This is a genomic window from Varibaculum prostatecancerukia, assembly GCF_943169825.2.
GTDB classification, from domain to species: Bacteria; Actinomycetota; Actinomycetes; order Actinomycetales; family Actinomycetaceae; genus Varibaculum; species Varibaculum prostatecancerukia.
On record NZ_OW968402.1, the window covers coordinates 1,567,418 to 1,587,110 of the forward strand.

At 55.7% G+C, this 19,693-nt stretch carries 9 protein-coding genes; 3 read left to right on the top strand and 6 right to left on the bottom strand.

The window, feature by feature from the left end:
- The first annotated feature begins 14 nt into the window (after nucleotides 1-14).
- Complete coding sequence (gene ptsP / locus KO216_RS06855) at nucleotides 15-1,688, top strand: phosphoenolpyruvate--protein phosphotransferase (protein ID WP_215523499.1); 1,674 nt, start codon at nucleotides 15-17, stop codon at nucleotides 1,686-1,688.
- A 1-nt stretch (nucleotide 1,689) separates the two neighbouring features.
- On the opposite strand, the gene KO216_RS06860 is transcribed toward ptsP, so the two are convergent.
- Genes KO216_RS06860 through KO216_RS06885 form a run of 6 tightly spaced genes read right to left on the bottom strand, consistent with a single transcriptional unit; the run spans nucleotide 1,690 to nucleotide 15,057 of the window.
- Nucleotides 1,690-2,472 carry an FHA domain-containing protein gene (locus tag KO216_RS06860; RefSeq protein WP_215523500.1) on the bottom strand — a complete coding sequence of 261 codons (783 nt, stop codon included), beginning with the start codon at nucleotides 2,470-2,472 and terminating at the stop codon, nucleotides 1,690-1,692.
- Between the two features lie 39 nt (nucleotides 2,473-2,511).
- Complete coding sequence (locus tag KO216_RS06865; RefSeq protein ID WP_215523501.1) at nucleotides 2,512-3,963, bottom strand: serine/threonine-protein kinase; 1,452 nt, start codon at nucleotides 3,961-3,963, stop codon at nucleotides 2,512-2,514.
- Entirely contained in the window at nucleotides 3,944-6,964 is a 3,021-nt protein-coding gene (locus tag KO216_RS06870) for a transglutaminase-like domain-containing protein (RefSeq protein WP_215523502.1), read from the bottom strand. The genes KO216_RS06865 and KO216_RS06870 overlap by 20 nt, the downstream gene beginning before the upstream one ends.
- Nucleotides 6,961-8,211 (bottom strand): DUF58 domain-containing protein, encoded by a 1,251-nt coding sequence (locus KO216_RS06875; RefSeq protein ID WP_215523503.1) that lies wholly within the window; start codon nucleotides 8,209-8,211, stop codon nucleotides 6,961-6,963. The genes KO216_RS06870 and KO216_RS06875 overlap by 4 nt, the downstream gene beginning before the upstream one ends.
- 4 nt (nucleotides 8,212-8,215) lie before the next feature.
- The gene (locus tag KO216_RS06880; protein WP_215523504.1) at nucleotides 8,216-9,184 is read right to left on the bottom strand and encodes an AAA family ATPase; all 969 of its coding nucleotides are present in this window, start codon (nucleotides 9,182-9,184) and stop codon (nucleotides 8,216-8,218) included.
- Nucleotides 9,181-15,057, bottom strand: coding sequence for an Ig-like domain-containing protein (locus KO216_RS06885; protein WP_215523505.1), 5,877 nt, complete (start codon nucleotides 15,055-15,057; stop codon nucleotides 9,181-9,183). Before KO216_RS06885 ends, KO216_RS06880 begins: the two co-directional genes overlap by 4 nt.
- Before the next feature lie 426 nt (nucleotides 15,058-15,483).
- On the opposite strand from KO216_RS06885, the gene KO216_RS06890 reads away from it, so the two are divergent.
- Both KO216_RS06890 and KO216_RS06895 read left to right on the top strand, forming a co-directional pair.
- Nucleotides 15,484-18,174 (top strand): Cna B-type domain-containing protein, encoded by a 2,691-nt coding sequence (locus KO216_RS06890; protein WP_215523506.1) that lies wholly within the window; start codon nucleotides 15,484-15,486, stop codon nucleotides 18,172-18,174.
- 61 nt (nucleotides 18,175-18,235) lie between these two features.
- On the top strand, nucleotides 18,236-19,465 hold the full coding sequence (locus KO216_RS06895; RefSeq protein WP_215523507.1) for an MFS transporter: 1,230 nt from the start codon (nucleotides 18,236-18,238) through the stop codon (nucleotides 19,463-19,465).
- Nucleotides 19,466-19,693 lie beyond the last annotated feature (228 nt).

A 19,693-nucleotide genomic window follows, 5' to 3' on the forward strand; every position in this document is an offset into this window, starting at 1 on the left:
AGTGAGGAGGAAAAATGTCCGCAGAAGAAACAATCTATGGCACTCCAGTGGTTAATGGTCTAGCCTACGGGCCAGTCGCCTGGGTTAGCCGTTTTGAAATCCCCAAACTGCCTGCCACGAAAATCCCGCTAGATGAGCGGGAGGCTGAAGCCGAGCGCTACACTCAAGCGGCTCAGACCGTATCCGGACGCCTGCTGGCTCGCTCTAAAGAAACCGTAGGCAGCGCCGCGGATGTTTTGGCCGCCCAAGCGGAACTTTCTCGCGACCCCGGTTTCAAGAAAATGGTGGTCACAGCCATAAACAAAGGCACCCCAGCCGCCACTGCCGTGATGACCACCACCGAAATGTTCTGCTCTATGTTTGAAAAGGCCGGCGGGTTGATGGCCGAACGCACCACTGACCTGAACGATCTTTGCTTGCGAGTGGTAGCCGAACTGCTAGGAGAACCCGAACCGGGACTGCCCCATCTGGCTGAGCCTTCGGTACTTTTCGCCGATGATCTAGCTCCGGCCGACACCGCCGGATTGAACCCGGCAGAAATCTTGGCTTTGGTTACCGAACAGGGCGGCCCCACCTCCCACACTTCGATTATTGCTCGCCAGCTGGGGATTCCCTGTATTGTAGCGGCACGTAAACTGCACCAGATCGAGCAAGGGGAACAGGTCTTTGTAGACGCCTCCCTGGGGACGATTACCACTGGAGCTGACCCGGATGAAGCCCTCCCGAAAGTTGAGGCTGATCTGCGCGCTCGCGAAGCTATCCGTAACTGGTCGGGGCCAGCCCGGCTTGCCAGTGGCGAGGATGTGGAACTGTTAGCCAATGTTCAAGATGGTCCCGGCGCTCAGAAAGCCGCCACCGGATATGCGCAAGGGGTGGGTCTGTTCCGTACCGAGCTCTGTTTCTTAGATTCGGCGAAAGAACCTACTACTGAACAACAGGCAGAGATATATTCACAGGTGCTGGCGGCTTTCCCGGACAAGAAAGTGGTTACTCGCACCTTGGATGCCGGATCGGATAAACCGATTTCTTGGGCAACTTTGGATGAAGAACCTAACCCCGCCCTGGGGGTGCGAGGGCTGCGCACCACCGGCATTGACGAAGATCTATTCATCCGACAGTTAGATGCGATTGCGCAGGCAGCTCAGAGTCATCAAGGGAAAAACTGGGTGATGGTGCCGATGGTTTCTACCTTGTCCGAGGCAAAGTGGGTGGCAAAGCTGATTCACGACCGGGGCCTTACTGCCGGAATCATGGTGGAAGTGCCGGCAGTCGCGATTATGATTGACCAGTTCTTAGCCGAGGTTGATTTCGTTTCTATCGGCACTAATGACCTCACCCAATATGTGATGGCGGCAGATCGGATGAACGCTAATCTGGCCACCTATACCGATTCCTGGCAGCCAGCAGTTTTGACTTTGATTTCCCGGGTAGCTGACGCCGGGGTGCGCCTGGGTAAACCGGTAGGGGTTTGTGGGGAGGCTGCGGCTGACCCCATTTTGGCCTGCGTCCTGATTGGTATGGGGGTCACTTCCCTGTCGATGGCTGCTTCGGCGATTCCCGGAGTGGGTGCCCAGCTAGAACAAGTGACTAAAGAACAGTGTGAAAACGCGGCGAAAGAGATTTTGACGGCTCAAGATAGCGGAGATGCCCGGACTAAAGCCCGCCGCGCCCTGGGGATTGATCGCTAGTTTAGTACCCGGCGGGGGCAGTACCGATAGACAGGTATTGCCCCTCACCCAGGTCGACAATATCGCCTGCTTGCAGCACTACCGGATCTGCGGGTTCAATCGGGTAGACTTGCCCATCTCGACGTAACCGGGTGCCGTTTACCGACTCTAAATCTTTCAAAGACGGGTTACCGTGCTCGTCAATATAGAGCAGGCAGTGGGTGCGGGAAATCTGTTTAGCCGGGCTAGGCACAGTCATGGTTTGGGCTTGCGGATAGGTGGAGGTGGCGGCATCAGGCCGGCGCCCCACTACAATCGCGTCCTCTAAAATCATGGACTGCCCCTGCCCGGAAGTGACCGTATAACGCATAGCAGGTTGGTAAGCAGGCTGTTCCTCGTATTGAGGCTGCATCTCGTATTGTCCCTGCCCATAGTCGGCTTGCCCATACTGTTGCTGGTATTGGGGTTGCTCATAGGCGGGCTGTTGATACCCGGGTTCTGCATAGGGGGGCTGCTGGTAGGCAGGTTGCCCATATTCTGGTTGTTGATATTCGGGCTGCCCGTACTCAGGTTGCTGATATCCGGGAGCTCCCTGGGGAGAATAGCCCGGATATTGGGGAGCTTGCGGTTGTTCGCCATAGGGATTGGGGTAAGCGGGATTTGCCCCCTGACCATAGGGGTCGGGATTTCCCGGCACGGGCGCACCGGGCTCCGCTTGGGGGGCTCCATAGATCCCGCTGGGCGGATAGCCTGCACTGGCACTACCCGACTGGTTCGGATAGTACTGGTAGGGATCGTTGCTCATAGTGTTTCCTCCATTACCAACCGGCAATTTTGTGCTCTCCTATTTACACCAGTCTACCCCAGGCGAGGTTTTTCCATCTATGCTCACCGCAAAAACTTTTACGCACCATTTCCCGCCTTGAGGCTTAAGGCTGATTTTCGGTTCGGTGACCGTATGACTGCCCGCGTCCTTGCCATCTTGGGTCACTTGCACCTGGTAAGAGGCGGGGGTATCGCCCTCGCCCGGTTTCCAAGTTAGCGCTATTTGCCCATCTGCAGCGGGTTTTCCTTCCAAGGCAGTGACTGCAGATACTTCCGTCACGATGCCATCATCTGCGGAGGCAGTAATTAGCGGTTCGCTGGAACTGGGAGCGCTTTTAACCGAGCTAGTATCGGATTTGAAATAGTAGGCAACCCCGGCACCAGTTCCAGCTACCAGTACAAACGCTCCGATTAGAGCCAGGAGGATTCGCCGCCAACCCAAGCGGGAAGCCGGTAAGAGGGAACGCGAAAGCGCCACGCTAGAGTGTCCCCCTACAATCAGGGGACTATCTGCCCGCGCCGCATCTGCCGAATCTAGCGCTGGCTGCGAACCAGACGCATCTTTAAGGCGAGTCGCATCCGGATCGGTAGACACTTGCGCCAAAGTAGGATTAGCGCTCGCAATATCCATGCTGGTCACCGGCTGGTTTAGCTGAGCCTGCACTTCCTGTAACACTTGCCCAAATTGGGCGGCACTTGCGGGACGATCCGCTGGATCTGGCTGCAGCGCCCAGACCAGAATTTCGCGTAGCGGCGGAATCAACTGGGGAGCATCTAGGCGGGGAGCCGTATGTAAAATCCGCTCGGTCAGCGCAGATACCGAGTTATCGCCGCCAGGAATTTCGAAGGGACTACGCCCAGTAACCAGCGAATGCATAGTTGCCGCTAGGGAATAAATATCACTAGCCGCTCCCGCCAAAGAGTTTTCATCGTGCTGTTCCGGGGGTGCCCAGGGTACTGAAAGTCCTAAAACATCACGGTGAGCTAGTGGCTTTCCCAGTGGTAAAGCTAGACCAAAGTCAGAGAGTACCGGGGTGGAAAATTCAGAGATCAGCACGTTTGCCGGTTTCATGTCGCGGTGAGCGAGCCCTGCCCGATGTATAGTTTCTAAGGCTCCCGCCAGACGTATGGTGATGTCCAGCGCCTCTTTGAGGGGCAGGGGGCTGCGGCGAACCCGCTGCGACAAGTTCGTCACCGGACAGTATTGCAACACTAGATAGGGGCGACCATCGGGCAGTTTTCCGGTTTGATACAGAGACAGAATCGCCGGGTGCGCGCAGGTAGCTGCCAGGGCATCGGCCTCGGTAGTAAAAACTTGGCGCCCTTCCCGGCTGCCCAGCTCCCGCAGGACTTTAACCGCTACTTTGCGTTCAGGACGTTTTTGCCTATAGAGGTAAACATCGGCGAATCCCCCTCTGCCCAGCAAAGACTGCACACTGAAACCCGGAATTTTAGGGGGTGTCTGCGCCATGGTCACCCCCTTTCCGTAAGCGAGTTTCGTCAACGCTCGGGGGCGTAGCTGCCCGGCGAGTGTAATCTAGCAGATCCTGATTTCCTCCGGGGTTGTTCTGCGGAGGTTGTGGCGGCGGAGGGAGCGGGGAAACTGCCGGCTTTCCTAAGCGAGTAGCGTCCCAGTCCCCCTCGGAAGGTGCCCCTGGCGAAGCCTTTGGCGGCCGCGGAGGCTGGGTTGATCCCGGCGGGAGCGGAGGTTGTGGCGGCGGCGGGAGCGAGGAAACCGCCGGCTTTCCTAAGCGAGTAGCGTCCCAGTCACCCTCAGAAGGCACCCCCGGCGCCGGCGAAGGCTCGGGTGGCGTTGGCGCTTTCGGAGGCTCTGGCGGCAGCGGAGATTGCTGCGAATTCCGCACCCGGGTAACTTCCGCTGCTTCACTGGCTTTATCCGACTCCCCCTCGGGTGCCGGCTCCTCCCCTAATTTCCAGGCAATCGTTCCTAAGCGAGTAGCATCCGCTGCCGGTTCTTCCTCGGAGGATCCCAGCGGCTTTGCCAGACGGGTGCCGTCACTAAAATCTATCCCTACCTGCGGTAATCCTACTTTACCTAGACGGGTAGCTTCTGAGAACACCCCGCCTGCAGCGGCCGGAACCGGTGCGGCTTCACTGCGCACCGGAGCTAAGGGCGTACGCAGCTGCCGGTATTCCTGCTGGGTAAGCCCCAAGGACAAACTGGGCAGCGAAATCTCCTTACGCGGGGTCAGAATCTTCTCCACCCCCGGAATTACAGTGAGCTTTTGGGCGAACTCACTGCGAATAAAGCGGCTATACAGAGAGGAAGGGCGAATCGCGGCCACCATTGCTTTTGCTTTACCGGCGGCCGCTTTCCAGGTGTCGGTTAGCTGTTTCACCAGATCCCATGCCCAATCGGAATCAATTTCGCTATCGAGACCGGGACTGTAATCCAGGTAGTCAGCGATTCCGGCTAGTTCGCGCGCTCCTGATTCTGCCTTCGCTTGTTTTATTCCCCCTAGGTAAGTATCGATTATCCAGGCGGCTTCTTGACGGGTAGCTCCTGCCGGGAGTCGTACCCCGCGGTCACGGAAACGATCTACTATTTCCTCCCAGGCTCCCCGCAAACGCTTACCTGGTTCTTTGGCTTTCCGCCTCCTGCGCGTGCGGTACCACTTAGCCAGTAGCACTAGCAGGATCGGCGAAAGTAGCAGCAGCAACCAGGAACCATATTTTGCGGCCACCGCGAGCGCTGCCAAAATCTGCATACCGGTGGAGGGATTATCAGCGTGCGCCTGCTTTTCTACGTGCGGCAAAACCGGCGGAGTGGCCGGTGGTGGCGGGGGCTGCAATACCTGTGGTTTAGGCACGGATTTGGGTTGCGGCTGATCGGTGCGGGGTACCCGATTTCGGGGAGGCGTGGGATCGAAGGGTACCCAACCTACGTCTTTAAACTTCACTTCTACCCAGGCGTGAACGTTATCGCCCTTTAGTGTCAGGTTTCCGCCAGCTTTCTTATCGGCCGGATAGGCGCCCATCACTACTCGTGCAGGTGCCCCGAATGCCCTCACCATCAGCGCCATAGCTACCGCGTATTGTTCATCGTCACCGATTAATTCTTTCCCTTGGAAAAATTGGCTCATCCGGGAGGCGCGATGTCCGGGGCGAGACAGCCCATCCGAGCCATCGGAAAAGAAACCCTCGCCGGACAAATAAGACTCCACATTGCGAACCTTTTGCAAAGGGGTAGTTGCCCGCGCGGTTAACTGGTTATTTAGTTCGGTAATTTCAGTGGGAACTGCCTCGTCTTTACCTTGGGGAATGGGGTCAAACTCCAGTCCCGAAATCCGCGAGTCACTGGGGATCCGATCCCTGGCAAACCCAACCTGGTAGGACAGGTTAGCAGGCGCAGCAGCGAAGGCCGACCGCAGCGAGGTCGAATAGTAAATAACTGGTTTTGGCTGATTATTGACTTTTAGGGAATAGGCATCGCCCAAGAGCGGCACCCAGGGTTGGTCATAGTTCACCAGTTTTATGTGCGCGGTGCTATCAGCTGAAACCTGTTTATCTAATACCGAATCAACCTGCACAAATTGCGCGTTTAGTTGGGGGTCAATTTTGAAGACCGTGCCGTCATAGGCGTTCATAGTGGCAAAACGCATCCGGGTACCCGCCGGATAGTTCTTGACCTCCGCGATGGTTTTATCTTTCCAGTCGCGGGAAAGATGCCTAAAGGAGGCTAGGGGGGAAATAAAGTCTTCTAGTTCTACTGGCGGTAGTACGTGGGTGCGGAGCACTTCCCGGTTGCCGCGTTCAGTTATCGCCGCCAAAGAAGCGGAGGCCAGGCAGATAACTACCGTCACGGATACCATCGCTAGGGGGCGGGTAATACTGCTTTTCTGCCTGGCATCCGCTAGGTTAACCCGGCGGGTACGTGCCTTGGTAGCAGAACCGGTAACTAGGGCGCACCAAAGTAGGGCTACCAGGAAATATCCGGCTCCTGCCCAACGCGCCGCTGGAACCACTTGGGCTCCCCAAGCAATCGCTACCACCAGGCTAATCGTGGCAGGTACCAGCGCCACCCAGGGGCGACGCGAAGCCGCTGCTAAGCCCGCTAGTAGGGCGGTTACGAGGCAAGTAATTAGGGGCAGTACTGCTGCTCCCCCAGACGGGGTTAGCGGCAGCGCGGCGGTTAGGGCGTCGCGCCAGCAGGTCACCGTGGAGGTCACCAATACTTGGAGACCGGATAAGGTGGGGTAAAACTTGCGTCCCAGCGGGTCAGTAGCAGCCAAGGTGGGGCCGAAGGCTAAAAATACCCCCAGCATCAGGGTCACAGTGTAGATTATTCCCAGGTTCCAGCGGCGAACCACTAACGCGATCAGCACCCCCAGGACAGTGCCTCCGATAGCGGCGATTCCCCCGGCGAAACCTAGGAAAGGTAGGGCAAATAGCCAGCAAGGAATGATGAATAAGCATAGGGAGCTTAAGCAGATTAAATCGGATCTTTTCATGCCTGACTCGCCCCGCTTAATGCTCGGGGCAGCTGCGTGAGTTCCCCGATGTTTAGTAGTCGCCGCGAGGTAGCGCCTCGCCGAGTCAAAGTAGCTCCGGCATCTGCCCGCACACCGGTGGTAGCCATATCGGCAGGAGGCAGCAAACAGATTTGTTGCAGGCGGCGCATAGATACTCCCGGTCCGCAGATCAGGGAACAAACCGAGGCCTGCGCCTCATGGGCAAGCGCCCAGCGCACCAGATGCCGATACTCTTGGGCGTCCTCTTCGGGCTGAACTTCGGTAAGAAAGTCCAATACTGCCCGGGAAGTGGCCGCTTTCAACACGGTTTTGCCTGCATATAGGGTCAAGGGCTGCCCGCTGGACAGGGAGGAAACCGCTAGAGAGGCCGCCGCCTCTACCGCGAGTTCAAAATCAGCTTCCCCATAATTTTCGCGTTTCAGATCCAGCACAACTAAATGGTGGGAGCGGCGAGTCTCTAGGTATTGCCGCATCATTAACTGGCCAGTGTGAGCTGACATTTTCCAGTGAATATGGCGGCGGTCATCGCCGCTCTCATAGGGGCGCAAGGCGTGAAAGGCAGCATCGGAACTGGTTATTACCTGCGAGGTTGCCCCCTCCATATCTCGAGCATAGCCACTTAAAGTTCCCAGCGCGGAGGTGAAGTTGGGGTACACATAGACCTCTTGAAAGTCTGGCCAAGAACGCACCCGGCGGATTAACCCTAAAATATCTTCACGCACCGTGCGGGGCGGCCCCACTACAATCTTTTCCCGCCGCCTAGTTTGCAACTGGAAATCTCGGCTAAAACTCTTATCCGAACGCAAAGTCGGCAGGGCAATATCGGCTTGTTCCCTCCCCAGGGGTAACTCTATTTTGAGGGCGCGCACCGCGCGGCGTCCATTATTTTTAGCGGTTGCCCGTCCGATTAGATCTTGTCCTTTTCGCAGCCGGTCTTGCTCTACCCGCACCCGCACCGAGAGGTCTCCCCCACCCCAGGTTTGCGCTACCGCGGCTACCAGCGCTAATAGGGAGGCAAACATCACTGCGCCGGCCTCTGCCCAATCCCAAAGCACCCAGGCAGCCAGGCTGGCGAGCCCTCCTAGCAGGACTAGCCACCCTAAACCGGTAAGCGGAATATTGCGTAGCGCACCCAGGTAAGGAGTGGTGCGCGCCCGTTTCCAGGCTTTATTTCCGCTTTTCAGCGCGCTCTTTAGCGCGGTGGTGGTGGTTTCGGGAACTTTCATTATTTTAGGCCTGCGAATCCACTGGCGGTGGTACCTCGTTGAGCGCCCTCTCGACTACGCTTTGCGCGGTCGCTCCTTCAAAGAGGGCATCGGCATCCATAATGATCCTATGCGACCAAACTGGCACTGCCAGGGTCTTTATATCGTCTGGTAATACGTAGTGACGTCCTTGGGAAGCCGCCCACACTTTCGCCATCCGCATCATCCCGATGGCCGCCCGGGTAGAAACCCCCAGGTTAACGGCATCATCTTCACGGGTGGCTTCCGCGAGCTGCTGTACATACCGGGTGATTTGGTCATCTACATAGTTACGTAGCCCCAGCTCCCCCAAGACATTAATTTCTTCCGCCTCTACCACCGCGGTTAAATCCTTGGAGAGGTCGGGTTGAGATGCTCCCGACAAAATCTTCACCGTGGTTTCCCGATCGGGATACCCCAGAGAAACTTTAATCAAGAAGCGGTCTAGCTGTGCTTCGGGAAGTTTATAGGTGCCTGCCTGTTCTACCGGGTTCTGGGTGGCGATTACCAGGAATGGCGAATCTACCGGATGTACCACCCCATCCACGCTGACCTGGCGTTCTTCCATTACTTCTAGCAGCGCCGATTGGGTTTTAGGGCTGGCACGGTTGATTTCATCTGCGAGTACAATATTGGCGAAAATCGGGCCGGCATGGAAATCCCACTGCTTAGTTTTCTGGTCATAGACGGTTACCCCGGTGATGTCGGTGGGTAACATGTCGGGCGTGAACTGAATCCGGCTGTGCGAGGCGGCTACCGAGGCGGCGAGGGCGCGCGCCAGGGCAGTTTTCCCAGTTCCGGGGGCATCCTCTAAAAGTACGTGTCCGCCTGCCAAGAAGGCCGCGAGTACCAGGCGCACCTGGTGTCCTTTACCGAGTATCGCCTGATCAACGTTTTCGGCGATCTGCGCGAAACGAGTGGAAAAATCGGCGGCTTCTGCCTGTTTAAGGATCATAGAGCTATCTGCCTTTCGGTTTGCCGGGCAGGTAACTCCCGCCCGCTATGACTGGGATTGTGGTTCTGATAGTTGCTTAGGGCGCCCCACCTGATTTGAGTAACCGGGTTGCGCCAAAGAGGGCGGTTATCACTGGGTAAAGTCGGCTGCTCTACCAGCGGGATCAGCTGCGGGTATAGCGGTTTCGACACCGGAATCATAGGATTGAGATTCAACCAATTGTTCAGGTAGGAAACAGATGACATTGATTCATCATCGGAAGGATCAGTAGGGGTAGGGCTGGAATCGGGGATTGAAATAACTATCTGCTTTTCATCTATGGAGGTGCCGCCAGATTTGAACTTTAGTGTCGCAGTAATCGTCCATTCATCACCGGGTTTCAAATACTTCAGGCTAATAACCCAACCGCTCCCACGGATGGCACCCACTTTGTATTGAGAGCTTATAAGTGGTTTTCTGCTACCGCTTTCTACCCCAGAAACTTTCAAATCTAAGTATTTGTCGATATCCCACGCGTCTAGGTTGCTCCCGTCCACGGTTATCGTCGCGCTAGTACCCTTTTGGTCTGTCAGACGCATATCGGTGATAGACGGATTTTCCTGGGCAGCTAGATTCGCGGTCACTGAATCAGAAACACCCCCATTATGGTCAAAACTACAGGTGTATTCGACTTTCAGATCGTTTTGCGCCTGCGGGTTATCGAATGGGAAAGCTCCGTCGTTTCCTACCGATTTTCCCGCAACCCGGGTGGCTTTGCAGCTTCCGCTATCTCCGGCGGGGGCAACTGCTCCACTCAGATTCACTTTGGCTTGTTTAGCTCCATTACGTTCTAAAGTAGCTTTTACTGCCTTTTTGTTAAAAGAGTCGTAAGTTGTGAAGTTGCCGGTAGCCGCTGGCCCCGACTTGGTATTGACCGCGTAAACACTGAATTTGTGGGAACCTCCAGAAATCTCAGAAACCTTCCAGGAGGTACCTTTAGCCTCCCAAGTACCGGCTCCCTCTACAGACACCACATAGTGATCAATCGGGGAACCACCGTTAGTACTAGCCGCATCCCAAGTTAGGGTGGCAGTTCCGGGTGTATTGCCAGTGCTACCTCTGGGATTGCCGGGGGCGCCGGGAGTAACCTCTACCACTATCTCCGGGGAAGTCCCCGGCTTAGAATCCCCCACCCGGTTAGTGGCTACCACCGTGAATTTGTGTGCTTTTTTCCCAGGTTCTAGCCCTGGGAAGTCCACTATGGTTGCGGTAGAGGTAACCGATTTACCGGAAACTGAATCGGTAACTTTATAACCGGTAATCGGCGCCCCATTGGCTGCCGGGGCAATCCAGCTAATAGTGGCAGTGGTGGATTCTTTAACGGTAGCGGTTACCGCAGTGGGCGCATCCGGTACTGTCACTACCCGAACCCGCGCGGTGCCGGTCACCTGGCGGTCCGGATCCCCAGAGGCATCCTGCAAGGTATAAGACACCACCATATCGCCTTTAAAATTAGCTGCCGGGGTAACTTGCAATTGAGTTCCCGAAGCCGAAGCCTGACCGGATCCTTGCACCACACTGGGCGATCCCACAGTTTTCAGGGGTTTTCCGGGATAGGGATTGGTGGCGTAGCGATTCAAATCAATACTGAGGGTCTTACCCGACTCGCCCTCCAAATCAATCGCCGTTAACTGGATTAAGGGGCGGGTAGAGCTGACCACCCGCACCGGAATTTTCCCGGTAGTCGGCCCGGAGGCGTCCTCTACCGTGACTTCGATATTGCCCGCGTTACCTTTGGCTTTACCCGCATCCGCCGAAACCGAGAGCCTGGTGCCCTTCAAAGATGCTTTAATCCCGGCCGGAACCGCCCCCAGACGGTAACGCATTTTTGCGGGGTTATCGCCATCTAGATCGCTAACCATATCCGCAAGATTGGTGGTAACAGCCTCTTCACCTGCAGCTACGTCTATGCGCGTGGGGGTGAAAATCGGGGGACGGTTATCGGTGGATTTAACATCTATCGGCAGGGTCAGGGAGGCACTAAGGGCGGAAGAGTCATTAGATTTCCCGTCACTTACTTGCATCACCAGCGAAGTTTTCCCGAAAAATTCGGGGCTAATAGTTACTTGGAAGGAGTCATCTCCGGACATTTTCACCCCGCCGGAAAATCCGGCCCCCAAGGTGATAGCTTTCGCGGAGTGAATATGGGGGGTGCGTGCCTTCCGGGTGACCACGTAGGAGGCCAGGTCGACAGTCAAAGTTTCCCCGGACTGGGCTTTTATGGGCACACTATCGGGGTCAATATAGGGTTTTTGCTCGGAAACCCCCGGTACATTAACTATGGCGTTGGCACTTAAACCGTCCTGGTCAGTGACTTTATAGAGCACCAGTTGCCGCTTAGAAGGCGCCGGAATCACCAGCTTTGATCCTCTTACCGTCACCCCTTTTTGCTGGCAGCTCACGGTCAGGGCGGCTCCATCCCCATCGGGGTCAATGTCATTGGCGAGGACGTCTACTACAATCGGTTCGCCAACTTTCCTTCCCCCCTCTTTCGCGGTCACCAAGTCATCGGCGGCCTCGGGAGCCTGTAGCGGCGCATGGGGGTCTACCTGCACAGTGGCAATCGAGGTATCTTGTCCGCCTCGTCCATCGGTAATGGAGTATTGAATCCCGTAGGAGTCCGCTTTCTTCGGGGTAGTAAGCATCACCGCATCTTGACGTGCGGAAACTTTCAAAGAATCCCCCGGGGTTTGCAAGGATTCCGGCAGCAAGCCAACCCCGTCACCGTCAGGATCAGTATCGTTCGCGGTTACTGCGACTGCGAGGGCGCGATTCGGCCTTACCCGTACTTCATCTGGATTAGCCTGCGGATTTTGGTTAAGGGCAGAGGCGGGAGCCACCCCGACCTGTACCCGAGCGGTTCCTTGTTTACCGAAGCGGTCTTCCACGATATAGCTGAAAGTATCGGTACCGATTTTTCCAGCTATTGGCTGGTAGTTGAGCCAGCTGGGGCCAATATCTACTACCCCCATCTTGGGGGCGTCTGCAATCCCCACCAGGGAAACTGAATCGCCATCGGGGTCAATATTGGTTAGTTCCACTGGTATCCGGGTGGTTTGCCCCGATATCGCCCGACCGGTCACTACTCGCGGCTCAGGAGCCGCATTATCGGAGGCATTGGCCGGTTTTATCTCTACACTGACTCGCGCGCTGGCCTGATTCTGGTTGGTGTCCGTGACCGTGTAGGTGGCCTCGTATTTGCCGGGTTTCTTCGCCATGAAACGCACCTGGTTTCCGGTCACAAAGAACCTTCCTGCCTCCGCGGGAGTAGTGGTTTGCAGTTTGGGAGACAGCTTCAGGGTGAGCCCCACGGGGGAACGGTCATTAGCCAGCACGTCTACGCTGGCTACATCCCCTACTCGCCCTTTAGCTTCATCCGGTTTGGCGTTGGGGGGTGTAGTCGCCGACTGCGTCCTCATGGGGATAACCGTAACTACCCCTTCGGCACTTTCATACCCATTGGACACCTGGTATTTTAAGGTTTCTGCTTTGGTGATTCCGCGGGGAGCGGTGATATTTAACAGGGAATGATCCATCACGGTTGCCCGCAGCGGCGAGGATTCCCCCACGGTTACCGCCTGGGTGACTAGCACTTCGCCAGCGGGGTCGGCATCGTTGGCGAGCACATCGGTTAGCACTTGCCCGCCGATGGGCAGTACCGCCATATCGTCTTCTACTACCGGTTTCCCGCGTTTGCCTGAGGAAGTGACATCGACCCGGATAACTCCGGTGGCGGTGGCGGGGCCGTCAGACACGGTATAGGTCAAATAATAGGTGCCTTCTTGTTCGCTCTTAAAAGATAAAGTTCCCCCCGCCAAATCCGGGGTTACCTGCGGACCGGTTCTTTCAATATTGACTCCCGCCAGGGTCAAGGGATCGCCGTTCGCGTCGGTGTCATTAGCGAGGGGACGGATTGTAATAGTGTTTCCTGCCCGCGCAAACGCAATATCCCCGTTGGCTTCGGGCGGCACATTTCCGGCGGCACGCACATCCACGTTCACCCGCCCGGTGATTTCTTCGCGCCCATCAGATACCAGCACTTTTATTTCTTTTTTACCGATAGAGCCGCCCTGGTTGCGGATCACCAGGGTGCCTTCTTGTCGATATTCGACTTGGTTTTCGGCGCTAGCGGATACCCCGGTCAGGAACACCGGATCCCCATCCGGATCGCTAAAGGCAGGCAGGGCGTTGTATTCGATCTGCTTACCCGATTCCACTACTACCGTGGGTACTCGCTTTTGGGTCGGGGCATTATTTTGCGACTCCGGGGTGATATTCACGGTCACATTGGCGGTATCTACCCCGCCTCTACCGTCTTTTGCCTGATAGGTAAAGTTTATGGTTCCGGAGGCATCGGCGGGCAGCTCGATCCGCAGCGCGGCGCCTCCCCGCACTGGTTTCACCTGACCTTTCTTGGCCTGCCCTACGACCTCGGCGGTCAGTAAATCCCCATCGGTATCAGAGTCGTTTTCCAGCACCGGCAAAGTAGTTATTTTCCCTGGTCGCGCCCCAAACACATCGTCGCGAGCGACCGGTGGAGTATTTTCTTTTTGCCGATCTTTCTGCGCTATTTCTTCGGTCAACTGCGGGGAATCTTCGCGCTCTTCCTGTTTCTTTAACATGGTGGAGATTTCATCCCAGTTATCTACCAGTTCCATGTTTCTGTCGGCTAACCAGACTGCGCCATCAGCGGTGTCATTGAGTACCACCAAATCGCGGTTCTTGCGGAACACCGGGTTCTGTGCGGTTTTTAGCCGCTCCAACTCTTGGGAGGGTCGGTAAACTTTCCCGGAGCATTCCCGCACGAACTTGCCGCTACCTGCCCACGCCCCATAAACGCATTGGGCTTTCACCATCGGGCGGGCAGGGGTACCGCTACTACCTCCAGAGGGAATCTCGCTAGTTCCCCCGCTAGAAAGATCAACTTTTAGCAGTTTATCCTGGTCGGCGAGGAGCACGAACGGTTTTTTGGGGCCGGATTCTTGCAGCTTTAACTGCGTGCCCTGCAGTTTTATTCTTTTCCCGCTGGGTAAATAGAGGATTCCTTGGTCACCATCGAGGGCGACTGCCTGGTCTCCTACCCCTGCTACCTCTAGTTTCGCGTTAAGTGGCAGTTGGGAAAGATCTACCCGTTCGTCCTTCCACAGCTTTCCTTCTTTTCGTACGGTTATCAGCTCTTTGGTGGTAGCTGAGGCCAGGAAGAAAGTTCCTTTTTCCCCTCCGGCCAGCTGAGCGCCGCGTAGGGAACGCACGCTAGCATTAGCCCGGTTGCGCTCTACTCCCAAGAGGTCTTTTCCACTCCAGAGCAGACCGGCTTCGGGGTCAAGAATCGCCAAGTTCTCCCCAGATTGGGCGATTTGCTGCCCTTTCCCCAGGGAGGATGAGGTTTCTAGGCGTACTTTCTTAGGGTCGATTTTGGCGGCTTCACTGGCCGCTTGGTTCTGGAAGTGTACGTTTTCACCCGCCTGGGTAACATCGAACTGTCCGGCTTTGGAACGGACTGCTCCATCTAAGGCGCGTGCGGGAAAGTTCAAATGCCCCACCAGGTGTTGGGACTGGTTAGTTACCCAGATTCCGCCATCATTCAGATCTACCTGCGCCTTAGTTATTCCGGGATGCTGCCAAGCCAGATAGGCGATTACTAGGCTGAGGACGGTGAGCACTCCCACCGCGGATTTGCGTATCCGTCTGCGCCTTTTAGCATTATTTTCCCGTCGCGCCCGGAAACTGGAGTATCCGGTAGTTCCAGTTTGCTGCTGCGAGGAGCTATTTTGCCTGGAGATAGAGCGAGCGGAGTGGCGAAAGCTCCCCTTACTTCCCCGCAACCTAACCACAGCGACGTCCTCTTCTCATCTTTTAATCTTCCGCCGCCAACCCGGGAAAACTTTTCCGCGCAGGCGGGGAACTAACCTGCAAGTATTTACTAAATAATGAGTCTACTAAACTCCAGCGCTTCTCCGCCGCTTTTAATCTATTTTTGTCCCCGGGTATCGGTTTTCAGACTTTCCGCAACCTATAGGCGGAGCTAATCAACTGCGTGTTTTACGGTTCCAAGCTCCCCGACCGCTCTTCTTTTACCGCGAGCAGCGGTTTCCGAAATAGCGGTCTGTTTATTTTCCTAACTATTCATGAACAGTCTTTCAGATACACTACTGCACTGCAACCTTGATATCGCCTCTACCTGCAAATATGCTTAACTATGAATATAGGCACATAGGAATCCATTGCACTACCCCCCCCCATTTACATAAAATGAAATAGTGCTAATAAAGAAAAAAGTTTCCTCCGTTTTTCAGTTCCTAGCCACTCTCGCGACCCTCGCGGTGATTGTGGCGCTCGGGTCGACCAATCCGGCAGCAGCCGAGGGCGTGACCAGCTGGGACGACTTGGTGGCTAAAGCCGACACCTTCACTTCCGGGTCACACGACCTGACGGTCACCGGCAACCTCACCGTGGGTGAGCAGTCAAAACCGCTGGTAGTTCCCCAGGGCGCAGAGCTCACTCTTAAAGGCAAGGGCAGCACAGTTACCGGAATTAACAAGACGGCAGTGGAAGTGAAATCGGGCGGGAAACTGAACCTGGCGGGTCCCTCCTTCACCAAAACACAGTTCACGGTAAACGGAGACTTAAACTTTAGCGCCGGTTCCATTCACGATTCCGACCCCGCCGGCCCGGTGATTTTTGTTGACGGCGGCACCTTCACCATGAGCGGCGCTGCCATTTTCTCTAATAACACCACCACAGTAAGTGCAACTCCTACCCCTCAGGGCGTTAGCAGGGGCAAATATGCGCCGATAACCGCCTACGGTAACAGCACTATCACCATCAGCGGCGGATCCATTACAGAAAACAATAATAACCGCTTGACTCGTGGGGGCGCCATAGAAATTTGGGGCAGCAAAGATAATCACGCCACCCTTAATATCCAGGGCGGAGAAATCGCCAACAACAAAATAGAAAACCCCGATAGTACCGGTCTTGGGGGAGCCATTTTTGGGGTTTTCACCGACGCAACCATTTCTGACGGTAATATCCACGACAACTTCACGGAGTACGCCGGCGCAATTGCACTCTTTAGCGGATCTCTAACTATGAGCGGTGGCGCCATACAAAACAACCACAACAACATGAAATACAGTGGGGAAGCCGGAGCAATGATACTGGGATCCGTAAAAACCGAGATTTCCGGGGGCACCTTCCAGGGCAATACCGGCAGTGATGACGGTAGCGGAGCCATCAAGGCTGCCGGCAGTGACCTGCGGATTAGCGGAGGAACTTTTAGCGGAAACCAAAGTCGAGACGGGGGTGGTGCGCTAATGTCATACGATGGCAAGCTCACCATTGACGGCGGGGTTTTCCGCGATAACCAAGCAGATGGATGGGGCGGGGCTATCGGCGCTAGGGGAGGCACTGTAACTATCAATGGTGGTTCTTTCACCGGAAACACTGCTGAGAAATCCGGGGGCGCAATTGCCCTGTCAGGTGGCACGAAGAAATACGACGGAAGCCAAACCGTGATTAACGGGGGGCATTTCGCAAAGAATACCTCGAAAGGCTTTTGGGGCGGCGGTGCCATTTACAATGACACTTTCTCAAAACTCACCGTTAATAATGCTCTGATCAGGAATAATACGGTTAAAGATTCATTATTAATCGGTGCCGGGAACCACCCCATTAGCAAGCAAGGTGGCGGAGTGTGGAACTGTCCCACCGGGAAGACCACGCTGAACATTACTCGCGGGGTCGCATTTTATGGGAATTCCGCCGAGGACACCCCTAAATATGAAAGTTTCAATGGTGCCGGGGATGATTTCGCCAGTATCTCTACCCACACCTTCGGGAAATTCACCGCAGGTCAGCCAGTATCTATTACCTCTCGGATGCTAGGAGGGGGACAGCGCCTCTGGTATCAAGACGGCTCAATCCATGGTATTCACTCTAACTGGGACTTAGCTAGGCAGCTGCCGCGTTATAAAGAGGGCGGCGATAACAAGCTGATCCCTTACGACACGGAAATCAATGAAAATAAAGCTTTCAAGTCGGTACCCAGCGAAGACTCAAAGAAACTCGCCGAGAAACTAGCACGAGTGGTTATTGAAGATAACTTTGCGACTAGTGCCGGTATCAGTGGCGCGGGGATAGCCAATAATGGTCAGCTGGCTTTCGGTGAACCCGAAAAATGGAAGCTTCAGGTTAAGAAGGCTTGGCAAGGCGATGACCCGGAGCAGCGTCCTACCAAGATAACCCTGGACGTGCTAGTCGGCGGATTCCAGGTAGACCAGGTGGAACTGAGCAAAGAAAACAACTGGACGGCCGTGCTCGAAGACTTCCCCGACCCTGACACCCTGAAAGACGCGAAGACCGACAAGAAACTGCCGATCACCTTCAGAGAACATGACGGGAACGGCAAGCAGCTGGATGGCTACCAGCTGGCCGTAACCGGAGAGTCTAAAGACGAGGGAACCAAGACCTACAACATCTCGGTAGTCAACAAAATGACCACCGAGGTCGAGGTGTCCAAGAAATGGGCAAACCCGGATGGCACTTGCCCAGACGCCTCTCAAATTGAGGTACAGCTGCTGACCAACGGGAAAGCGACCGACAAGAAACTTACCCTGAACGCTGCCAACTCTTGGAAAGGCAAGTTCGAGGATCTGCCGAAGTATATTGACGGTAAACTCGCGAAATACACTGTTTCCGAGGTAGCGATACAGGGATACAGCAGCGAAGTAAGTGGCAATGCCAGCAAGGGATTTACGCTTACCAATACCTGTACGGTTCCTCCGCCCACCACTACCCCACCTCCCCCGCCGGGAGATACTCCTCCTCCGCCAAAGAAGACTCCCCCGCTGCCGCCTACCGGCTCTGGAATTAGTGCGGCGCTAGCGCTAGGGATCTTGGCGCTGGCTAGCGGAGTGGTGCTGGTACGCCGCCGGCTGCAAAACGCCTAAAACCGCTCAGATTCTGACAGTCATTTATGGGTCAAAAGCCCTAGAGGCGTAGACTGCCGCTATGGCTGCGGAAAGAAGCGATAACGGTGGCTACTCCCGAGGGGATCCTGAATATCGACGCATCGAACTCGCGCTATTTATTGCCGCGTTCGTCAGTTTCGCGCAAATGTACGAAACCCAGGTGTTATTGCCGGAAATCTCGGAGCATTTTCACCTAGATCCTTCGGCTGCGTCTCTAACGGTTTCCCTCACTACCGGAGGCTTAGCGCTTGCTTTATTCCTGGTCGGTCCCTCCTCCGAGCGACTGGGGCGCCGACCCATCATACTCACCTCAATTTTGGTAACCTCCCTGGTGGGTATGATGCTAGGCTTTGTCCCTACCTGGCATCTTTTGCTCGCCGGACGTTTCCTACAAGGTCTAGCGGCCGCCGGTCTGCCCGCAGTTGCGACCGCCTACCTCGCCGAGGAAGTGCGCGCTAAAGATTTACCCCGGGCAGCCGGTGTTTATATCGCCGGCACCGGCCTGGGCGGTCTTTTCGGGCGCATCCTCAGCGGCGTCATTTCCCATTTCCTTCCTTGGCACTGGGTCTTAACCGTGATTGGCGTGGCGGGAGTTTTATTTTCGCTGTCGGTCTGGCGGCTGTTGCCTCCCCAAGAAAACTTCCAGAAGTCTCCCCCGGGGTTAAACACCTTGATAGCCCACACCAAAGCGGTGCTTAGTGAGCCGGGATTGGCCTTGCTATTTCTGATTGGCGCCTTGACGCTGGGAGCCTACCAGGCGGTTTTCAATATGGTGCCCTACCGTTTCAGCGCCGCCCCCTACCTCTTCCCCGCTTGGATCGTGTCCGGGTTCTTCCTGGTTAATGCCTTCGGCTCCCTAGCCGCCTCGGTGAGCGGCAACCTAGTTGCCCGCTACGGCAGACGGCGAGTAATGCCCATGGCGGCGCTGCTGACTTTAATCGGCTTGGTATTGACCATTTTTGAAACCCTGTGGATCGTGATTCCCGCGCTAATAATCTTTGCTATCGGGTTCTTCGCTGTCCATGCCACCGCCTCCGGCTGGGTAACTGCCCGCGCCGTTGCGGGAGTGGGTGCTGCGGGGCAAGCAGCCTCCGCCTATTCCATTTCTTACTACCTGGGAGGCTCCTGTTTCGGCACCGTAGGAGGGATCGCCTGGTATCACTGGGGTTGGTCAGGTTTAGTCGCCCTCACCGCCACCCTGATTGCCCTAGTAGTAGTGTTCGCCCTGCTCCTGCGAAAAATCCCACCCCTACAAAAATCCGGTTACTAACCTCTTTCCGTACCTGTTCGTGCACTGAGCGTAAAAGCGCTCGGGGGACCCCGGTGAGCCTTGCTTCGCTCGGCTCAAGCCCCCTCTCGCATCTTTTACGCTCAGCACACAAGTTTGCGAGAGAGATAGGTTTTATCCGAGTAGGCGCGGTGGGCATAAGAAATCGGGGAGAGACTAGATCTCTCCCCGATTTCTTGGGCAGGAGGAAAAATATATCCCCCGCGCACA

What these genes read in the sequence shown, in the direction of transcription:
- ptsP (WP_215523499.1), top strand. Translation starts at nt 15, where the DNA reads ATGTCCGCAGAAGAAACAATCTATGGCACTCCAGTGGTTAATGGTCTA.
- KO216_RS06860 (WP_215523500.1), bottom strand. Translation starts at nt 2,472, where the DNA reads ATGAGCAACGATCCCTACCAGTACTATCCGAACCAGTCGGGTAGTGCC.
- KO216_RS06865 (WP_215523501.1), bottom strand. Translation starts at nt 3,963, where the DNA reads ATGGCGCAGACACCCCCTAAAATTCCGGGTTTCAGTGTGCAGTCTTTG.
- KO216_RS06870 (WP_215523502.1), bottom strand. Translation starts at nt 6,964, where the DNA reads ATGAAAAGATCCGATTTAATCTGCTTAAGCTCCCTATGCTTATTCATC.
- KO216_RS06875 (WP_215523503.1), bottom strand. Translation starts at nt 8,211, where the DNA reads ATGAAAGTTCCCGAAACCACCACCACCGCGCTAAAGAGCGCGCTGAAA.
- KO216_RS06880 (WP_215523504.1), bottom strand. Translation starts at nt 9,184, where the DNA reads ATGATCCTTAAACAGGCAGAAGCCGCCGATTTTTCCACTCGTTTCGCG.
- KO216_RS06895 (WP_215523507.1), top strand. Translation starts at nt 18,236, where the DNA reads ATGGCTGCGGAAAGAAGCGATAACGGTGGCTACTCCCGAGGGGATCCT.